Annotated in this window: 16 protein-coding genes and 1 riboswitch; of the genes, 11 read left to right on the forward strand and 5 right to left on the reverse strand. The window is 38.2% G+C overall.

Features of this window, described 5'->3' with window-relative positions:
- Nucleotides 1-607: 607 nt before the first annotated feature.
- Nucleotides 608-1,795: a chromate transporter gene (locus HC179_RS07265; RefSeq protein ID WP_168863734.1), complete on the reverse strand. Its 1,188-nt coding sequence runs from the start codon at nt 1,793-1,795 to the stop codon at nt 608-610.
- Nucleotides 1,782-2,111 carry a PadR family transcriptional regulator gene (locus tag HC179_RS07270; RefSeq protein ID WP_168863735.1) on the reverse strand — a complete coding sequence of 110 codons (330 nt, stop codon included), beginning with the start codon at nt 2,109-2,111 and terminating at the stop codon, nt 1,782-1,784. Before HC179_RS07270 ends, HC179_RS07265 begins: the two co-directional genes overlap by 14 nt.
- A 514-nt stretch (nt 2,112-2,625) precedes the next feature.
- Between HC179_RS07270 and HC179_RS07275 the strand changes: the two genes are divergently transcribed.
- The 7 genes from HC179_RS07275 to HC179_RS07305 all read left to right on the forward strand — a co-directional run bounded on the left by HC179_RS07275 (nt 2,626) and on the right by HC179_RS07305 (nt 7,387).
- Nucleotides 2,626-3,063 (forward strand): DUF6376 family protein, encoded by a 438-nt coding sequence (locus HC179_RS07275; RefSeq protein WP_168863736.1) that lies wholly within the window; start codon nt 2,626-2,628, stop codon nt 3,061-3,063.
- Nucleotides 3,064-3,090: 27 nt separating this feature from the next.
- Nucleotides 3,091-3,732, forward strand: a complete 642-nt coding sequence (locus tag HC179_RS07280) for a protein kinase family protein (protein ID WP_168863737.1) — start codon at nt 3,091-3,093, stop codon at nt 3,730-3,732.
- Between the two features lie 111 nt (nt 3,733-3,843).
- Nucleotides 3,844-4,368: an RNA polymerase sigma factor gene (locus HC179_RS07285; RefSeq protein ID WP_168863738.1), complete on the forward strand. Its 525-nt coding sequence runs from the start codon at nt 3,844-3,846 to the stop codon at nt 4,366-4,368.
- Complete coding sequence (locus HC179_RS07290) at nt 4,361-5,599, forward strand: DUF4825 domain-containing protein (protein WP_168863739.1); 1,239 nt, start codon at nt 4,361-4,363, stop codon at nt 5,597-5,599. The genes HC179_RS07285 and HC179_RS07290 overlap by 8 nt, the downstream gene beginning before the upstream one ends.
- Nucleotides 5,600-5,784: 185 nt before the next feature.
- Nucleotides 5,785-5,934 (forward strand): hypothetical protein, encoded by a 150-nt coding sequence (locus HC179_RS07295; RefSeq protein WP_168863740.1) that lies wholly within the window; start codon nt 5,785-5,787, stop codon nt 5,932-5,934.
- A 196-nt stretch (nt 5,935-6,130) separates the two neighbouring features.
- The gene (locus HC179_RS07300) at nt 6,131-6,766 is read left to right on the forward strand and encodes an FMN-dependent NADH-azoreductase (protein ID WP_168863741.1); all 636 of its coding nucleotides are present in this window, start codon (nt 6,131-6,133) and stop codon (nt 6,764-6,766) included.
- Between the two features lie 147 nt (nt 6,767-6,913).
- A complete protein-coding gene (locus HC179_RS07305; RefSeq protein ID WP_168863742.1) occupies nt 6,914-7,387 on the forward strand; it encodes a hypothetical protein in 474 nt (157 codons plus the stop codon).
- Between the two features lie 229 nt (nt 7,388-7,616).
- Here the strand turns inward: HC179_RS07305 and HC179_RS07310 are convergent, their stop codons facing one another.
- Nucleotides 7,617-8,939: a TrkH family potassium uptake protein gene (locus tag HC179_RS07310; RefSeq protein WP_168863743.1), complete on the reverse strand. Its 1,323-nt coding sequence runs from the start codon at nt 8,937-8,939 to the stop codon at nt 7,617-7,619.
- Between the two features lie 2 nt (nt 8,940-8,941).
- Nucleotides 8,942-9,598 (reverse strand): potassium channel family protein, encoded by a 657-nt coding sequence (locus HC179_RS07315; RefSeq protein ID WP_168863744.1) that lies wholly within the window; start codon nt 9,596-9,598, stop codon nt 8,942-8,944.
- Between the two features lie 273 nt (nt 9,599-9,871).
- Nucleotides 9,872-10,020, reverse strand: a riboswitch (cyclic di-AMP (ydaO/yuaA leader).
- A 416-nt stretch (nt 10,021-10,436) separates the two neighbouring features.
- On the opposite strand from HC179_RS07315, the gene HC179_RS07320 reads away from it, so the two are divergent.
- On the forward strand, nt 10,437-11,012 hold the full coding sequence (locus HC179_RS07320; protein WP_168863745.1) for a TVP38/TMEM64 family protein: 576 nt from the start codon (nt 10,437-10,439) through the stop codon (nt 11,010-11,012).
- Nucleotides 11,013-11,069: 57 nt separating this feature from the next.
- Here the strand turns inward: HC179_RS07320 and HC179_RS07325 are convergent, their stop codons facing one another.
- The gene (locus HC179_RS07325; RefSeq protein ID WP_168863746.1) at nt 11,070-11,438 is read right to left on the reverse strand and encodes a hypothetical protein; all 369 of its coding nucleotides are present in this window, start codon (nt 11,436-11,438) and stop codon (nt 11,070-11,072) included.
- A gap of 146 nt (nt 11,439-11,584) precedes the next feature.
- Here HC179_RS07325 and HC179_RS07330 point away from each other — a divergent pair, with 146 nt between their 5' ends.
- The 3 genes from HC179_RS07330 to HC179_RS07340 are packed head-to-tail and all read left to right on the forward strand — an operon-like array spanning nt 11,585 to nt 14,133.
- Nucleotides 11,585-12,322, forward strand: a complete 738-nt coding sequence (locus tag HC179_RS07330) for a DUF3784 domain-containing protein (RefSeq protein ID WP_168863747.1) — start codon at nt 11,585-11,587, stop codon at nt 12,320-12,322.
- 32 nt (nt 12,323-12,354) lie between these two features.
- The gene (locus HC179_RS07335; protein ID WP_168863748.1) at nt 12,355-13,308 is read left to right on the forward strand and encodes a calcium/sodium antiporter; all 954 of its coding nucleotides are present in this window, start codon (nt 12,355-12,357) and stop codon (nt 13,306-13,308) included.
- Between the two features lie 12 nt (nt 13,309-13,320).
- Nucleotides 13,321-14,133 carry an undecaprenyl-diphosphate phosphatase gene (locus HC179_RS07340; protein WP_168863749.1) on the forward strand — a complete coding sequence of 271 codons (813 nt, stop codon included), beginning with the start codon at nt 13,321-13,323 and terminating at the stop codon, nt 14,131-14,133.
- Nucleotides 14,134-14,518: the final 385 nt, after the last annotated feature.

Here is a 14,518-nt window from a genome sequence, read left to right on the forward strand (position 1 = left end):
ATTGAAACTAAAAGATGTCCTTACTAGAGTGAAATGAGTAAACAGTTTCTTAATTTAGACTTAAGTAATCCCTTTGGAGGTGAAATGCAGTAAATGTTTTCCTCATAGTAGATCAATGACGCCCTTAGAAAGAGGAAAGCAGTACACATTTTCCTCATAGAAAAGCAATGACTCCCTTAAGAGGTGGAAATAAGTTATCATTGTCCTCATAGGAAATCAATGACTCCCTTAAGAAGTGGAAATAAGTGAACATTGTCCTCATAGGAGAGCAATGACGCCCGGAGAAAGGGAAAATCCGTGAACATTGTCCTCATAGGAGAGCAATGACGCCCGGAGAAAGGGAAAATCCGTGAACATTGTCCTCATAGAAGAGCAATGACGCCCGGAGAAAGGGAAAATCCGTGAACATTGTCCTCATAGGAGAGCAATGACGCCCGGAGAAAGGAAAAATTCGTAAACATTGTCCTCATAGAAGAGCAATGACGCCCGGAGAAAGGGAAAATCCGTAAACATTGTCCTCATAGAAGAGCAATGACGCCCGGAGAAAGGGAAAGCCCCCAAACATTGTCCTCATAGGCAAAACTCCATGCAACTCACATTCCATTAATTAAACAAACAATCCCATCAAAGTTCCTCCAATGGCTCCTGTTAATACAATCATCCAAGGTGGAAGCTTCCAGTAGACAAGCATGCTGAACAAAATAGCTGCAAAAGCAAAATCAATTGGAGCTAAAATCGAACTAGTCCAAATTGGAAAGTAGAAAGCAGAAATCAAAATTCCAACAACCGCAGCATTCACTCCCATTAATGCTGCTTTCACTTTGGAATTACGGCGCAAAGAATCCCAAAATGGCAAAGTACCAAGTATCAATAGGAACGCAGGAAGGAAGATAGCGAATGTTGCTAACAAACCGCCCTTCCAGCCATCAATGACAGCACCGATATAAGCTGCGAATGTAAATAACGGGCCAGGGACTGCCTGTGCAGCACCATACCCAGCAAGAAATGCTTCTTTACTAATCCAGCCAGTTGGCACGAATTCGCGCTCTAGTAAAGGAAGAACCACATGCCCTCCACCGAATACTAAGGATCCAGAACGGTAGAAGCTATCAAACAGTGCCACCCAATTCAATGAAGTAGCTTCTCTCAAAATGGGTAACAAGATAAGTAGACCGAAGAATAGAGTTAAACAAATTACTGCTAAACGCTTGGAAATCGGAAACTTCAAACGAGAGTCGTCCGCAGTGATATGTTGTTTAAATAAGAAAAAACCAATGATAGCTGCAACAAGTATTACTCCAATTTGGGAGAATGCGGTTTGCCACAATAATGTAATTACTAGTGCAAATAATGCGATTGCTTTTCTTTTTAAATCTGGGGTAAGGTTGTTTGCCATCCCTAAAATGGCATGAGCGACAACAGCTACCGCGACAAGCTTCAATCCATGAATCCATCCTGCATTCCCTACATCAAACCCTTGCAGGATAATAGCGAATATAATTAATGCTAATACTGATGGTAACGTGAATCCCAAAAAGGAAACAATGCCCCCAAGAACCCCTGCTCGCATGACTCCTATACCTATTCCGACCTGACTACTCGCAGGCCCGGGCAAGAACTGACATAAGGCTACTAGGTCAGCATAACTTTTTTCATCCAGCCATTTTCTACGGCGTACATATTCGGTATGGAAGTAACCGAGATGGGCTACTGGTCCACCGAAAGATGTAAGACCTAGTCTTGTTGATACAAGTAAGATTTCTATTAATGACATTAATTTGTTAGATTTCTTCATGTTGATCACCTTCTTTAATTTCTTTAAAAAGTTCATAAGCTTTGTTTCTTGCTTCTTTTAATATGAGATTGCCTTTTTCTGTAGTGGTATAGTTTTTTCGGATTTTCCCCTCCACATTTAGGTCCTCCCTATGCAAAAGGCCGTCCTTTTCCATCGTGTGCAAGATAGGATACAATGTTCCAGCACTTATGGAGTATCCATGTTCCCTTAATTCTTCTAACATCCAGGCGCCATAAACCGGATGTTCTTTTGCGTGATGAAGAATATGAATCTGAATAAAACCAAGGAACAGTTTTCTAAGTACTCTTTCTTCCAAATTTAGTCCTCCTTTACTGTAGGATAGAAGGAGCTTCAAGTTCACGAAAACCGATATCGATTTTCGATATTACTATATCACATTTTTTATTTTGTCCCAATACGTACTGAAAAACTTTTCACAACCTTTACAAACTCTTAGAAAAGTTGACGTTCTCTACGTGATGGGCTAATATAATAGTAACAAAATTACGTTATCCCAAAGGGGAGTAGCTTTTTCAGCAAAGTCGTCATTACGGGACATGATGTCCTCGGCTTTGTTGGCAACAATTCGTTGTTAGCGAGACCTTTGTCAGCTTCATTAGTCTGGCAAAGGTCTGTTGTATAGAGGGACCTTTCGCCAATATGGTGAAGGGTCTTTTTCATTGGGATAAAATCTAGGAGGTCATGACTATGATTAAAAAATTATTTAAAGCGTTTATTTTGAAAGAAGGTGCAAAGATTGCGAAAAAGAAGGTTTTGCCAGTGGTAATGAAAGAAGTAAAAAAACGAATGAAGAAATAGGAGGGATTTATTTGCGTAAAGTTATCATTACATTTGCTTTGCTATCATCTATTCTATTAAGCGGTTGTTCTGTTTTGGAAGAAGTTAATAGTTCGTTGGAATATGTTAATGAAGCAACGGACCATATTAATACATGGAAGAATTTTGGAGAGGAAGCACCTCAAATGATTCAAGATGCAGCTAAAGATGCCAATGCTAAGAAAGAATTGGAAACAAGACTAAATGAAATGCTTGTTGAAATAGATGAGTTTAATAACACGGAGGCTCCAGCTATTGCAGAAGGTGTTCATCAGCAGATTGTAGATAAAAACCAAGAGCTTCAAGATGTAATAGAAAACGCAATGGTAGATGGGGAAGTGGCACTTGAGAAGCTGCAAGATTCAGAGCTTATCACATTAATTGATGAAGTGACAACAATGATGAACCTCTTGGAGGAATTAGGATCTTAATGTATCTAGGAGAGTAGGGGATGCCAGATGAGGGGAACTACAGAAATGGATATATCTTATCAGAAACTTGCAGAGTCTGTTGTTTTTAAGCGAACTCATAAAAATGTTGTAGTCGATTCTTTTAACGATCAGCAGCTTACTATAGCCGGATCTGGTAGAAGTGCATATGTTTTTAAGCTGAAGAATGCGAATAGAGTGCTAAAAGTGTTCTATCCTCCTTTTGAACATCTAGCAAAAAGAGAAGCGAAAATATATGATAAGCTAAAGGAAATCCCTTTCTTCCCTGTGATGCATGACTCAGGACAGAATTATATTGTCATTGACTTTATTGAAGGGGCTACTCTGTTTGAATGCTTGGTAATGGGAAAACATATCGAGGAGAATGTGTTGGAGGAAGTTGATCATGCTATTTTGTTAGCAAAAAATAGAGGGCTAAATCCTTCCGATATCCATCTTCATAACATTCTTATTACCACGGATGGAAAGGTAAAGCTTATTGATGTGGTGCGTTTTGAACAGGATAAACATTGTACTCAATGGAATGATTTGAAGAGAGGGTATCATAAATTTTATAAATTGAGGATATTTCCAAAAAAATTACCTTCTAAATTATTATTATTGATTGCCTATTTTTATAAAAGAAACCTTTTAAATAGATTTGTCACGTAAGTAGGGCCGTTCCTGGTGAAATAGGAAAGGCTCTTTTTTTCGTTTAAACTGCGATAAAATGAAAAAAGATTCGTCTAAACATATAGAGACTGCAACAAACGGGGGAAAAGGATGTCCAATAAACAAGTCATTTCTCAATGGTTTTATTTATATAGTGATGATATTTATCAATTTCTATTGTACCGATTGAATTCCAAACATCATGATGTTGAGGATTTAGTACAGGAAGTATTTATACGTGCACTTAACAGTCTTGATCGTTATAAGGGGGAAGCTTCCCCTAAAACATGGCTTTATAGCATTGCAAGAAACATTGCTATTGATGCCCATCGAAAAATTAAACGGGATAAATGGAAATGGTCGTTACAGTTTGAAAGCGGAACAGTACCAGAGAGTACCGAAAAAAATACACCAGAACACTTATACTTTGTCACAGAAGAGCAGAGGGAATTATTAAACGCGATTAGGAGTCTAAAAGAACCCTATCAGGAAGTATTGATCATGAGGAGCATTAAAGAGTTATCTGTTCAAGAAACCGCAGCAGCTATGGGATGGACCGAAAATAAAGTGCGGTCCACGCTTCATCGTGCAAAATCGGCCCTGCAAAATAAGTTGGGAGGGAATGTAGTTGAGTAAGGAATTGGATAAAAAGCTTCAAACATTGCCTAAGCCAAAACTAAAAGATGAAACAAAAGATGAGTTACATCACGCCATAATGAATCATAAGGAGAATGCGACGCTGGAAGGGTGGTTGCCAAAAGTAAAATCGGCTGCATTATTGACGGTCAGTGTCGTCGCTTTAGCTTTATTTTCATTTATCCTCTTCACGGGTAGCGAAGGGGAAGCTCCAAGATCCTCTGCGCCGGAGGAAGCAAAGAGTTATGAGAATTATATTGCTTATCTAAAGTCTATTGAGGTCCATGATCAAATAGATGCTGACAGAGCATATATTGGCAACCACGGTGCACTTGGCAAGTATCACGGTCAAGTGTTGCCTGGCAGCTACTATGCAAATGGAATGGAATTACAGACAAAAGAAGAACCAATGGGAATTCACATGTACTATAAGGTGACGGAAGAAACATCCGCTACAGGCTTCGAAAAAGAAGTATTTCATGTCTCCAATCTTCCATGGACCATCACGTTTAATGCAACGACTTACTTTACATTCTTCAAAAATGGAGAATATGTTACCTTTGATATTGATTATTATGGCGAAAATAGAAAGTATACATTAACTAGACAGCAGATTGAAGACTTATATGAACGTGATGTAAAGGATTATGTAGATGATCATGAATTATGGAATGAGGAAGTTATGGAAAACACACTCCAAAATGAAAAAAAGGTACAAGAATTTATGGAGAGAATTAGGGTTGCCAATACAGGATCGAGAGAACCTAAAGATATGGTGACGACTTCCAAAAAATATATAGAAGTGAATGGGAAAAGTTATCTTGTTCCTTCTGACATGCACAAGGGATCTTTAAAGGCGGAGGGAAAAGAAGAAGTCTACACTTTCGCAGATATGTTATATGAGTTTTACGATAAAGGGTGGGGGAAGCAGGTGCATGTTGCCAGAAGCTTTAATGTGTGGGAAACCATTAAAGTTAGCGGGGAACTCCAAGCTATCGCATATGATGATACAACTAATCAATCGACCCTTAGCTTTGCTCCACAGCAATCGCATAGTATGGTTTTTGACGGAGATCTCACTACTGAATACGAACCTGGGGATGTTTTAATATTTGAATTTCAATTTGTTCCACTAATCGATGAGACTTATGAGTTTGTTCAATTGGATTATGATGCAGCACTTGCATCCGGTCAAGAATTAGATATAAGTGAATATTTACTAGGTGAATAATGGAGAATCAAAGAGCAACTGTCTAGGGCAGTTGTTCTTTTTCATCGAACAAGATAAAGAAAGTGGAAACTTGTTATCATTATTGGAGGATTTTTCTTTTTGTCCCAAAAACATCTATCTAAACGTAGAATAAAATAGTACAATAGTTGTATAAACTAACCATACAATTGTAGGGGGTGTTGTTGATGGAAGGAAAGCCAAACCATTATGATGGCAGTGTCCAGTCCGATTTGAAAGAAAATGCAGCTGATGCTTTGAATGAGTCATTTGTAATGACTGACGATATGAGAAAACATATCGGCGGTAATCCATATATCCTACATAACGAAGAATAAGTAATTCTTTAAGACCTATCATGTGTTGATGATGGGTCTATTTTTTTTGTTAAGAGCAAGTTACTTGCAAAAAGGATTTATATTTTATATCATTATCTCGAATTAATAATAATTTAATTCAAGATAGTTGGTAAGTTATGGCTTTTGGTAGCAAACTAAAATAAACTACTTCAAACAAAGAGAGGAACGATACAAAATGGCAAAAGTTTTATACATCACCGCACATCCACATGATGACACACAATCCTACAGCATGGCGGTAGGGAAAGCATTTATTGACTCTTATAAAGAGGCGAATCCAGCCGATGATATAGTCCATGTAGATCTATACAAAGAACATATCCCGCATATTGATGCAGATGTATTCAGCGGTTGGGGAAAATTGCAAACAGGAAAAGGATTTGAAGAGCTTTCTGATGAAGAAAAAGGAAAAGTGAGCCGACTGTCCGAGTTAACCGAGCAGTTTATCGGAGCAGATAAATATGTGTTTGTAACACCACTTTGGAACTTCTCCTTTCCACCAGTAATGAAGGCATATCTTGACTCCGTTGCTGTTGCAGGTAAAACGTTTAAGTACACAGCAGAAGGTCCTGTTGGTTTGTTAACGGATAAGAAAGCAATCCATATCCAGGCGCGCGGAGGTATTTATTCAGAGGGTCCAGCTGCAGGAATGGAAATGGGGCATCGTTATTTAACAGTACTTATGCAATTTTTCGGCGTTCCATCTTTTGAAGGTATCTTTGTGGAAGGTCATGCAGCAATGCCTGATAAAGCTGACGAGATTAAAGAGGACGCCATTGCGCGTGCGAAAGATAAAGCACAAACATTTTAAGCAGTTGATGAACCGGGCAGCTTCAAGGCTGCCCGGTTCATCAACCAACTTTAAGATATCCCCATATCAACTCCCCTAACGTTCTTTCCTTCAATCAAGTCAAGTGCTATAATGTACCGAAAGAATCTTACATAACATGGAGGCATTATGCTAACTTTTGAACAAAAACTTGAAATTGTACAATCTTTTCCCCAACTAACAAGAAAAGACGTATCTCTTAAACGGGTAAACTTCCAATATGAAGAAAGTCAAAGCGATAAGAAAAACGTAGTTTATCACTTACACCCAAACGGCAACGGTTTTGTTTATGCCAAGGGAATCAAAGGCTATAAGACTGACGATAAAGGTATGGTGAATATTCGTGAGTTTGGTGAGGATGAACTCCGTGAACTTATCAATAAGTCCATTGAGCTCCTGGGAAGAGAGTATGAAGTAGAAGTAAGTACAGAGGAATTTGAAGAAGAGCGGTGGGCAAACGATGAAGGTCATTCTTTGCATGTTGTATTGGAAGACGACATGTGGAATGTGTATGCAGGAAAAAATTTGGACGGAACTTTTCCTTCCTATAATGAAGCAAAGCAGTACTTGATGGAGGAAGGATTCCGTAAAAGATACTACTAATATTTGATTTAAAAAAGTCATTGATTATAGATGTTGTTCAGACACCGCTGCTGATTTCCGCAAATGGCTTCGCTTTCCTAGGGGCGGTGCTTGAGCCTCCTCACTCCGTTGCGGGGTCTCAAGCTACCGCTATCTCCTTCGGGAGTCTTCGCCTTTTGCTCCAATCACCAGCTATGGTTTTTGTTTACAAAGAATAAAGCTCCCAACGTTTGTTGATGGGAGCTTTTTTTTATCCTGTAAGCAGGTCCTCGTTTGGATATCTTACTTTCGCAGGTTTTGGTTTTGCTAGGGAATAGGCCAAGGTCAATGGTCCCAATTTTCCCAGCAGCATTATGAATACAAGCACGCATTTGCCTATTTCCGTTAAATCTCCCGTAATTCCCATTGATAATCCCACAGTACCAAAAGCTGAAATTACTTCAAATAATAAAAAAAGAAACTCTGCTTGTTCCGTTATCGTCAGGATGAACAAGGAGAAGAAAATGAATAATATACTGATGGTTGAAATCGCAAGAGCTTTTATTACATAATTTTGGTGTATAGAACGTTTGAAAATGACAATTTCACGCTTGCCTTTTATGAAGGTGTTTACAGCTAAAATGATAATAACAAATGTTGTTAGTTTAATTCCTCCACCTGTTGAAGTACTCCCTGCTCCGATGAACATAAGCAGAAGCGTCCATATAATAGAGGCGGTTTCCATAGATCCTATGTTTATTGTGTTAAAGCCGGCAGTTCGAGTTGTAACCGCCTGAAAATAGGAAGCCCATATTTTTTCAATGAAGGTGAAATTTCCTAGAGTACTAGGGTTGAAGTATTCCAACACAAAGAATACAAACATAGCAAGTATATTAATAACTAATGTTCCGAATAGCATAATCTTTGTATGCAGGGTAAGCTTACGAAACTCCTTTGTGTACCAGAGATCGGTCAGTACAGTAAATCCAATTCCACCAATGATGAAAAGAAAAGAAATTACAATGTTCACAACAGGATCACCAACATATTGCATTAAGCTATCAGACCAAATGGAAAAACCAGCGTTGTTAAATGCGGAAATAGCATGGAAGACACTGTAATAAAAGCCGTCCCACCACCCGTATTCAGGAATCCATCGATAGGATAACAGTAATACTGCTATTCCTTCAATAAGGAAAGAGAAGATAATAATTCTTCTGACTAATAAGATAATCCCTCCAACAGATGTTTGGTTCAGTGCCTGTTGCAAAATTAATCTTTCTTGAAAACCTATTTTTTTCCCGAGCATGATAAAAATCAGGACTGCAAACGTCATAATACCGATTCCGCCCACTTGAATCAGGAACAAGATGACAATTTGGCCAAATAAGGTGTATGCAGTGCCGGTATCGACGACCGCAAGCCCTGTAACCGTCATTGCAGACGTAGCAGTAAATAAGGCATCCACTAGTGTAATTGATTTCGTGGTGGATATCGGTAACATTAAAAGTAACGTACCTAAAAGTCCAAAAAAGATAAAAACCACAATCAATAGCTGTGGTGGACTGAGATTAATAATGGAACGGCGCCACATGGTTAGATTCCTACATCTTCAAAACGGTGAATGTCTTCATTCCGTCCAAGGATGATCAGTAAATCCCCTTCTCGGATAATTTCATCTGCGGGAGGAGAGATCATGATATCCCCGTCTCTTTGTATACCGATAAGCGTACATCCGAACCTAGCACGTAGATCTAAATCTGTCAGGCTTTTGTTACTTACTTTCTTCGTCGCGAAAAGCTCAGCGATGCAATGGTTATCAGACAGCTCGATGTAGTCGAAGATTTTATCCGACACAACATGGTGGGCAACTCTTTTGGCCATATCCCGTTCAGGCTGGATGATCCGGTCCACACCGATCTTCTCTAAAACCTTTTGGTGATATTTATTGGTTGCCTTTACCCACACTTGTTTAATGCCCATCTCCTTTAGAAGCAAACTTGTAAGTATACTGGATTCAATGTCATCCCCCATGGACACAATGGCATGATCGAAATTTCGGATTCCCAGGGAATTAAGTGTGGCTTCGTCTGTTGCATTTGCCTGAACGGCATGTGTTGCATATTCGCTTATTTTGTTAATGTTGTCTTCGTTTTTGTCTATAGCGAGGACTTCTACTCCAAGTGTGGAGAATTCCTCCACGATGCTGCCTCCGAAACGACCTAATCCAATGACAACAAATTGCTTTTTCATTATTATTCCTTCTCTCTTGAAAAATGGGGGCAGGTTTAAACTCCATGTTTCCTTTCGTTCCGGGTGTTCGCTTATCCTTTGGGCGGTGCTTGAGCCTCCTCACTACGTTGCGGGGTCTCAAGCTACCGCTATCTCCCTCAGGAGTCTCACACCCTTCACTTCAGTCAACATGGGGTTTACCCACAACACTAAGTTACATATTCCCGTTCTAGAAACATCAGAAAGAGACCAATCTTTGCAACTCAAAGAATGGTCTCTTTTATAACAATCAGACCCTTCTCTCAATACGCTTACGAGGTTAGCTGTCGGGTTAGAGAATGAGAGTCCTCTTCGTATATGTACGATTCACCCCTAGATATACTGACATTTGTCAGGTTATCAATATGGTTCCCCCGCTCTGTAAGATTAAGCAATAGGTTAAAATGTATGAAATGATGATACTTAATTTACTCCCCTTTTTTCAATTCGTCAATAGGGTATTTGTAAAAAATATGTAAAGCGCTTTCAACTAAAAACTGTGACAAAAAATTGTCCTCAATAAAAAATTAATGAGGGGGGTGAAGGTAAGATGGTACTTTATTACGATAAAATTGCTATAATTATGTAAAGTACTCTAGGAAAGTCATAACCAATAAAAAATTACTCATTTTGTGTTCATATTCTCATAAAAATCTGTATAGGGTAGAAATCAGTAACTATCTTTGACTAAGATCAGGCAGGGGAGGGAGCATCTATACACAATCATAAAATCTGGAGGATATTCACCTTCATAGTAGTGGTATGTTCTTTAATATGGGTTGTTCAAACAGAATGGTTTTCCATTTTTAAAAGCGGTGATATGGAAAAAATTCAGTTGATGTTGGAAGAGGAAATATATTTCTTACTATTACTAACCTTCTCATTAATGCTCATTCAAAACCTGATTACGCTCATTCCAATTGTGGGGATAATTGTCATTAATATCGCTTTGTTTGGACTTGTCTGCGGATATATATGGAGTCTTGCTACTAGTTTAATTGGAGCGTTGGTCGCGTTCGTTGTTTTTCGTTATTGGTTTCAATCACTTCTTATTAATAAAGTGAAAAAGTCGTATTTAGAAAAGCTGGAACAGAACGGTTTTTTGTTTGTTTTATTCTTGCGACTGATCCCATTTGTACCTTCTAGTTTCATTAATATTACAGGTGGAGTAAGTTCCATTAGATTAATGCCCTTTCTGATCGCTACTTTTATAGGAAATGCACTTTATTTATTATTATTAAGTTTTATTGCCAACGGATTGTTATCAGCAGAAATAGAGGGCTATATGTTTGTTGCATTAGTTGTTGCTATACTTCCGAGCATCTACCTGTACCGATATCTTAAACAGAAATTTGGTATAGTCGAAAATCAGAAAAAAAAGGTAAGAGGTGGTTAAAAAGAGAACCGGGCGGATGTAACTATTCGCCCGGTTTTTGTTGTATCTTAAATTCAATTATTCGTTCCGCCTAACTTTTCGTTGATAGAAAATAAAGATAGGTAGAGGAATGATTATCCAACCAAAACTCTTTATCAATGTATTCCACGCCATTTCCTTGCTTCGCTCTTTTTCTTGGGCCACTACTGTGTTATATTCGGCAAGCAGTTCGTCATCATCAATTTTTGGTTGTTCCGAAATTGGTTTGCCTGATTCATCATATTTTGTTTTGTTGGCAATTTTCATCTCCTTATATTCGCTATAAGTTTGATAATAGCTAGAGGGGGAAACAATATCTGCAATTGCCATGAATGCTGCGACACTTCCTCCGATGGTCATCATTAATGTCATGAACAAGATTACATAGTAATAGACTACTCTTATCATACAAAAGCTCCTTTCTTATCCTTGATAGCAGCACTTCTTTTGCGGTTTTACTCTCAAGCTATTAATAAGATATTTCAAAATTGAAACTTATAGAATTTAAAAAACGTAAGAATTGAAAAGAATGAAAGGTTAAGGAGGAAAAATATATGTTGATATTATTTTTTATACAACTCATGTTAGTGCTGATCTTTTTATTAATTGGATGGGCTATTTTACAAAAAGAAGCATATGGACTGATATCAAGTTTTCGTTCACGTCCTAAAGAAGAACAAGAAGAATTGATTCAAAATGGCTTACCGCAGAAAACAGGAAAGCTGCTAATTTTAACTGCATTGGTATTACTAATTTTACTTCCGTTATTATTTACTCCTTTCCCTTATGCTTTGGAAGTTCAAATAGGGGTAATGGTTGTCATGTTGTTGGGAGGAATCATTTATCTTTCCAAATATGAAATTCCCCAAAAGCGTAAAAAAAGTTACATCATTAGTATTTCTGTTGCTGTCGTAACGTTCGGCATTTTAATGGTTGTTTTCTACTTAGGGTTTCAAGAGCCTGAGTTGACTTTGAATGAAAATTCATTCGAGATTAGCGGTGTTTATGGAGATCAGTGGAATTATGAGGAGATCACCCAGGTCGAGTTATTGGAAGAAATGCCTGAGGTACTAATTCGCACAAACGGATATGGAATGCAATCCATCTCTAAAGGGCACTTTAAGGTCAAAGATTTTGGTAACAGCTTGCTGTTTATTTATAAAGATCATTCTCCCTATTTATTAGTTAAAACAAATGATGATACGATCTTCATTAACTCAAAAGATGCAGAAAAAACAAAAGATTGGTATCATCAATTAGTAGAGCAGTCAGGTAAAGTAGAATTGTATTAAATCATTCATTTTCCAAGAAGGGAAAGTTAGTCATGACCTATTTATTATTGGTTGTCGGTTTCGCATTGTTGATCAAAGGAGCAGATTGGTTTGTGGATGGTGCTTCTAGCATTGCTAAAATCCTCCGTATTTCCCCATTATTGATTGGGTTGACCATTGTGGCATTCGGAACAAGTTCGCCTGAAGCCACAGTAAGTATTCTGGCAGCGTTAGATGGGAGTGCAGAAGTTTCACTGGGGAATGTTATTGGTAGTAATATCTTTAATATTACCCTTGTAGTTGGACTAACAGCATTATTGAATCCATTGAAGGTAGAGAGTGAGACAATCAGAAAGGAAATACCTTTTACCTTATTAGGAAGTGCTGTGCTACTTGTATTGATTAGTGATATTGCCCTTCAAGGCTTTTCAGAAAACTTGCTTACTAGAAGTGATGGGTTAATATTTCTATTGATTTTCACGGTATTTATGTATTATATTTTTGAAGTTGCAAGAAATAATCGTGATAAAATTCCTGTGGAAGAAACCTCTGTGAAACCGACCTGGGGTAAGAATACCTTCCGAACTGTCATTGGGCTTGCTGCCATCATTTTTGGTGGAGAATTAGTTGTAAGAAATAGTACGGAAATTGCTGTTTCATTAGGTATGAGTCAAACACTTGTTGGATTGACCATCGTAGCGATTGGAACCTCCTTACCAGAACTTGTTACGTCTATTATGGCAGCGATCAAGAAACAAAGTGAAATTGCCCTTGGTAATATCGTAGGAAGTAATATTTTTAATATATTATTCGTATTGGGAACTTCTTCATTAATAACTCCGCTTCCCGTTAATAGCAAAATATTTGTTGATATCGGTCTTTTAGTGGTATTAACGGTTATTCTCTTGGTATTTTCAAGAACAAATTTCCGGATTGGGAAAATAGAAGGAACCTTTTTGGCTATAGCTTACGTCTTATATTTAGTGTTTATTATTATACGAAATTGAGGTTTAAATGGTATGGAAGAATTTTTGGTTTTATTGAAGTACATATTCCTCGGGATCTTTCAGGGGATTACTGAGCCTATTCCCGTCTCTTCAAGTGGTCATGTAATGATTTTACAAAATCTTATGGGGATGGAATTGGAAGGCTTAACATTTGAGATTGTTGTTAATGCAGCATCCTTGATTGCTATTCTTATTATTTATCGTGAGTCAATAGCAAGACTCTTCTTTGGTGCGTTGAGATTCGTGGCGAAAAAAGATAAGGAAGATAAAGCTGACTTCATGTTTGTAATCTACCTGATTGTAGCTACTATCCCTGCAGGAGTGATTGGTGTTGTTTATGGTGATGTAATATCAGATGCTTTAGAAAATATTAAAGTCATTGGTATTACGTTGATTGTGACAGGAATAGCACTCTGGCTAATTCGTAACCTCCGAGGCAGGAAGAATGATGCGGAACTTTCCTTCAAGGACGCAACCATTGTGGGCTTTGCCCAGGCAGTTGCATTAATTCCGGGTATTAGTCGTTCTGGAGCAACAATTGTTGCTGCAATGGCGCGTGGAATGAAACAGGAGACAGCTTTGAGATTTTCTTTCTTGCTTTTTATCCCTGTTAGTGTCGGGAGTATCCTGTTAGCAATAAAAGATATTTTGGGAATGGATAATGTTAATGAAATCCTTTTACCTTACTCCTTGGCATTTATTGCTTCTCTTATAGCTTCCTATTTCTCTTTAAAATGGTTTATGGGAATAATGGCCAGAGGTAATTTAATTTATTTCTCGATTTATTGCTTTATTGTAGGAACACTAGTAGTGCTCTTTTTATAATTCTTTTTACAAAACATCACTTTCGAGTGGTGTTTTTTATTGTCTAGGTAATTATGAATGGCGGAATAATCGTCTGGTAATTCTTAATCGGCGGGATGAAGACGTGAGTGACGAGGAAAAAGGAGTAGGTAGGTCCTCATCGCGGTCATGAAGACGTGAGTGACGAAGAAAAAGGAGTAGGGAGGTCCTCATCGCCGTCATGAAGACGTGAGTGACGAGGAAAAAGGAGTAGGGAGGTCCTCATCGCGGTCATGAAGACGTGAGTGACGAAAAAAAAGGAGTAGGGAGGTCCTCATCACGGTCATGAAGACGTGAGTGACGAAAAAAAAGGAGTAGGGAGGTCCTCATCACGGTCATGAAGACGTGAGTGACGAGGAAAAAGGAG

This window comes from Bacillus sp. RO1, from assembly GCF_012524115.1.
Classification (GTDB): domain Bacteria; phylum Bacillota; class Bacilli; order Bacillales; family Bacillaceae_I; genus Sutcliffiella_A.

Coding starts and splice junctions, on each gene's coding strand:
- HC179_RS07310 (WP_168863743.1), bottom strand. CDS start 8,939: ATGTGGCGCCGTTCCATTATTAATCTCAGTCCACCACAGCTATTGATT.
- HC179_RS07325 (WP_168863746.1), bottom strand. CDS start 11,438: ATGATAAGAGTAGTCTATTACTATGTAATCTTGTTCATGACATTAATG.
- HC179_RS07335 (WP_168863748.1), top strand. CDS start 12,355: ATGACCTATTTATTATTGGTTGTCGGTTTCGCATTGTTGATCAAAGGA.
- HC179_RS07285 (WP_168863738.1), top strand. CDS start 3,844: ATGTCCAATAAACAAGTCATTTCTCAATGGTTTTATTTATATAGTGAT.
- HC179_RS07295 (WP_168863740.1), top strand. CDS start 5,785: ATGGAAGGAAAGCCAAACCATTATGATGGCAGTGTCCAGTCCGATTTG.
- HC179_RS07300 (WP_168863741.1), top strand. CDS start 6,131: ATGGCAAAAGTTTTATACATCACCGCACATCCACATGATGACACACAA.
- HC179_RS07315 (WP_168863744.1), bottom strand. CDS start 9,598: ATGAAAAAGCAATTTGTTGTCATTGGATTAGGTCGTTTCGGAGGCAGC.
- HC179_RS07320 (WP_168863745.1), top strand. CDS start 10,437: ATGGAAAAAATTCAGTTGATGTTGGAAGAGGAAATATATTTCTTACTA.
- HC179_RS07280 (WP_168863737.1), top strand. CDS start 3,091: ATGAGGGGAACTACAGAAATGGATATATCTTATCAGAAACTTGCAGAG.
- HC179_RS07340 (WP_168863749.1), top strand. CDS start 13,321: ATGGAAGAATTTTTGGTTTTATTGAAGTACATATTCCTCGGGATCTTT.
- HC179_RS07330 (WP_168863747.1), top strand. CDS start 11,585: ATGTTGATATTATTTTTTATACAACTCATGTTAGTGCTGATCTTTTTA.
- HC179_RS07265 (WP_168863734.1), bottom strand. CDS start 1,795: ATGAAGAAATCTAACAAATTAATGTCATTAATAGAAATCTTACTTGTA.
- HC179_RS07305 (WP_168863742.1), top strand. CDS start 6,914: ATGCTAACTTTTGAACAAAAACTTGAAATTGTACAATCTTTTCCCCAA.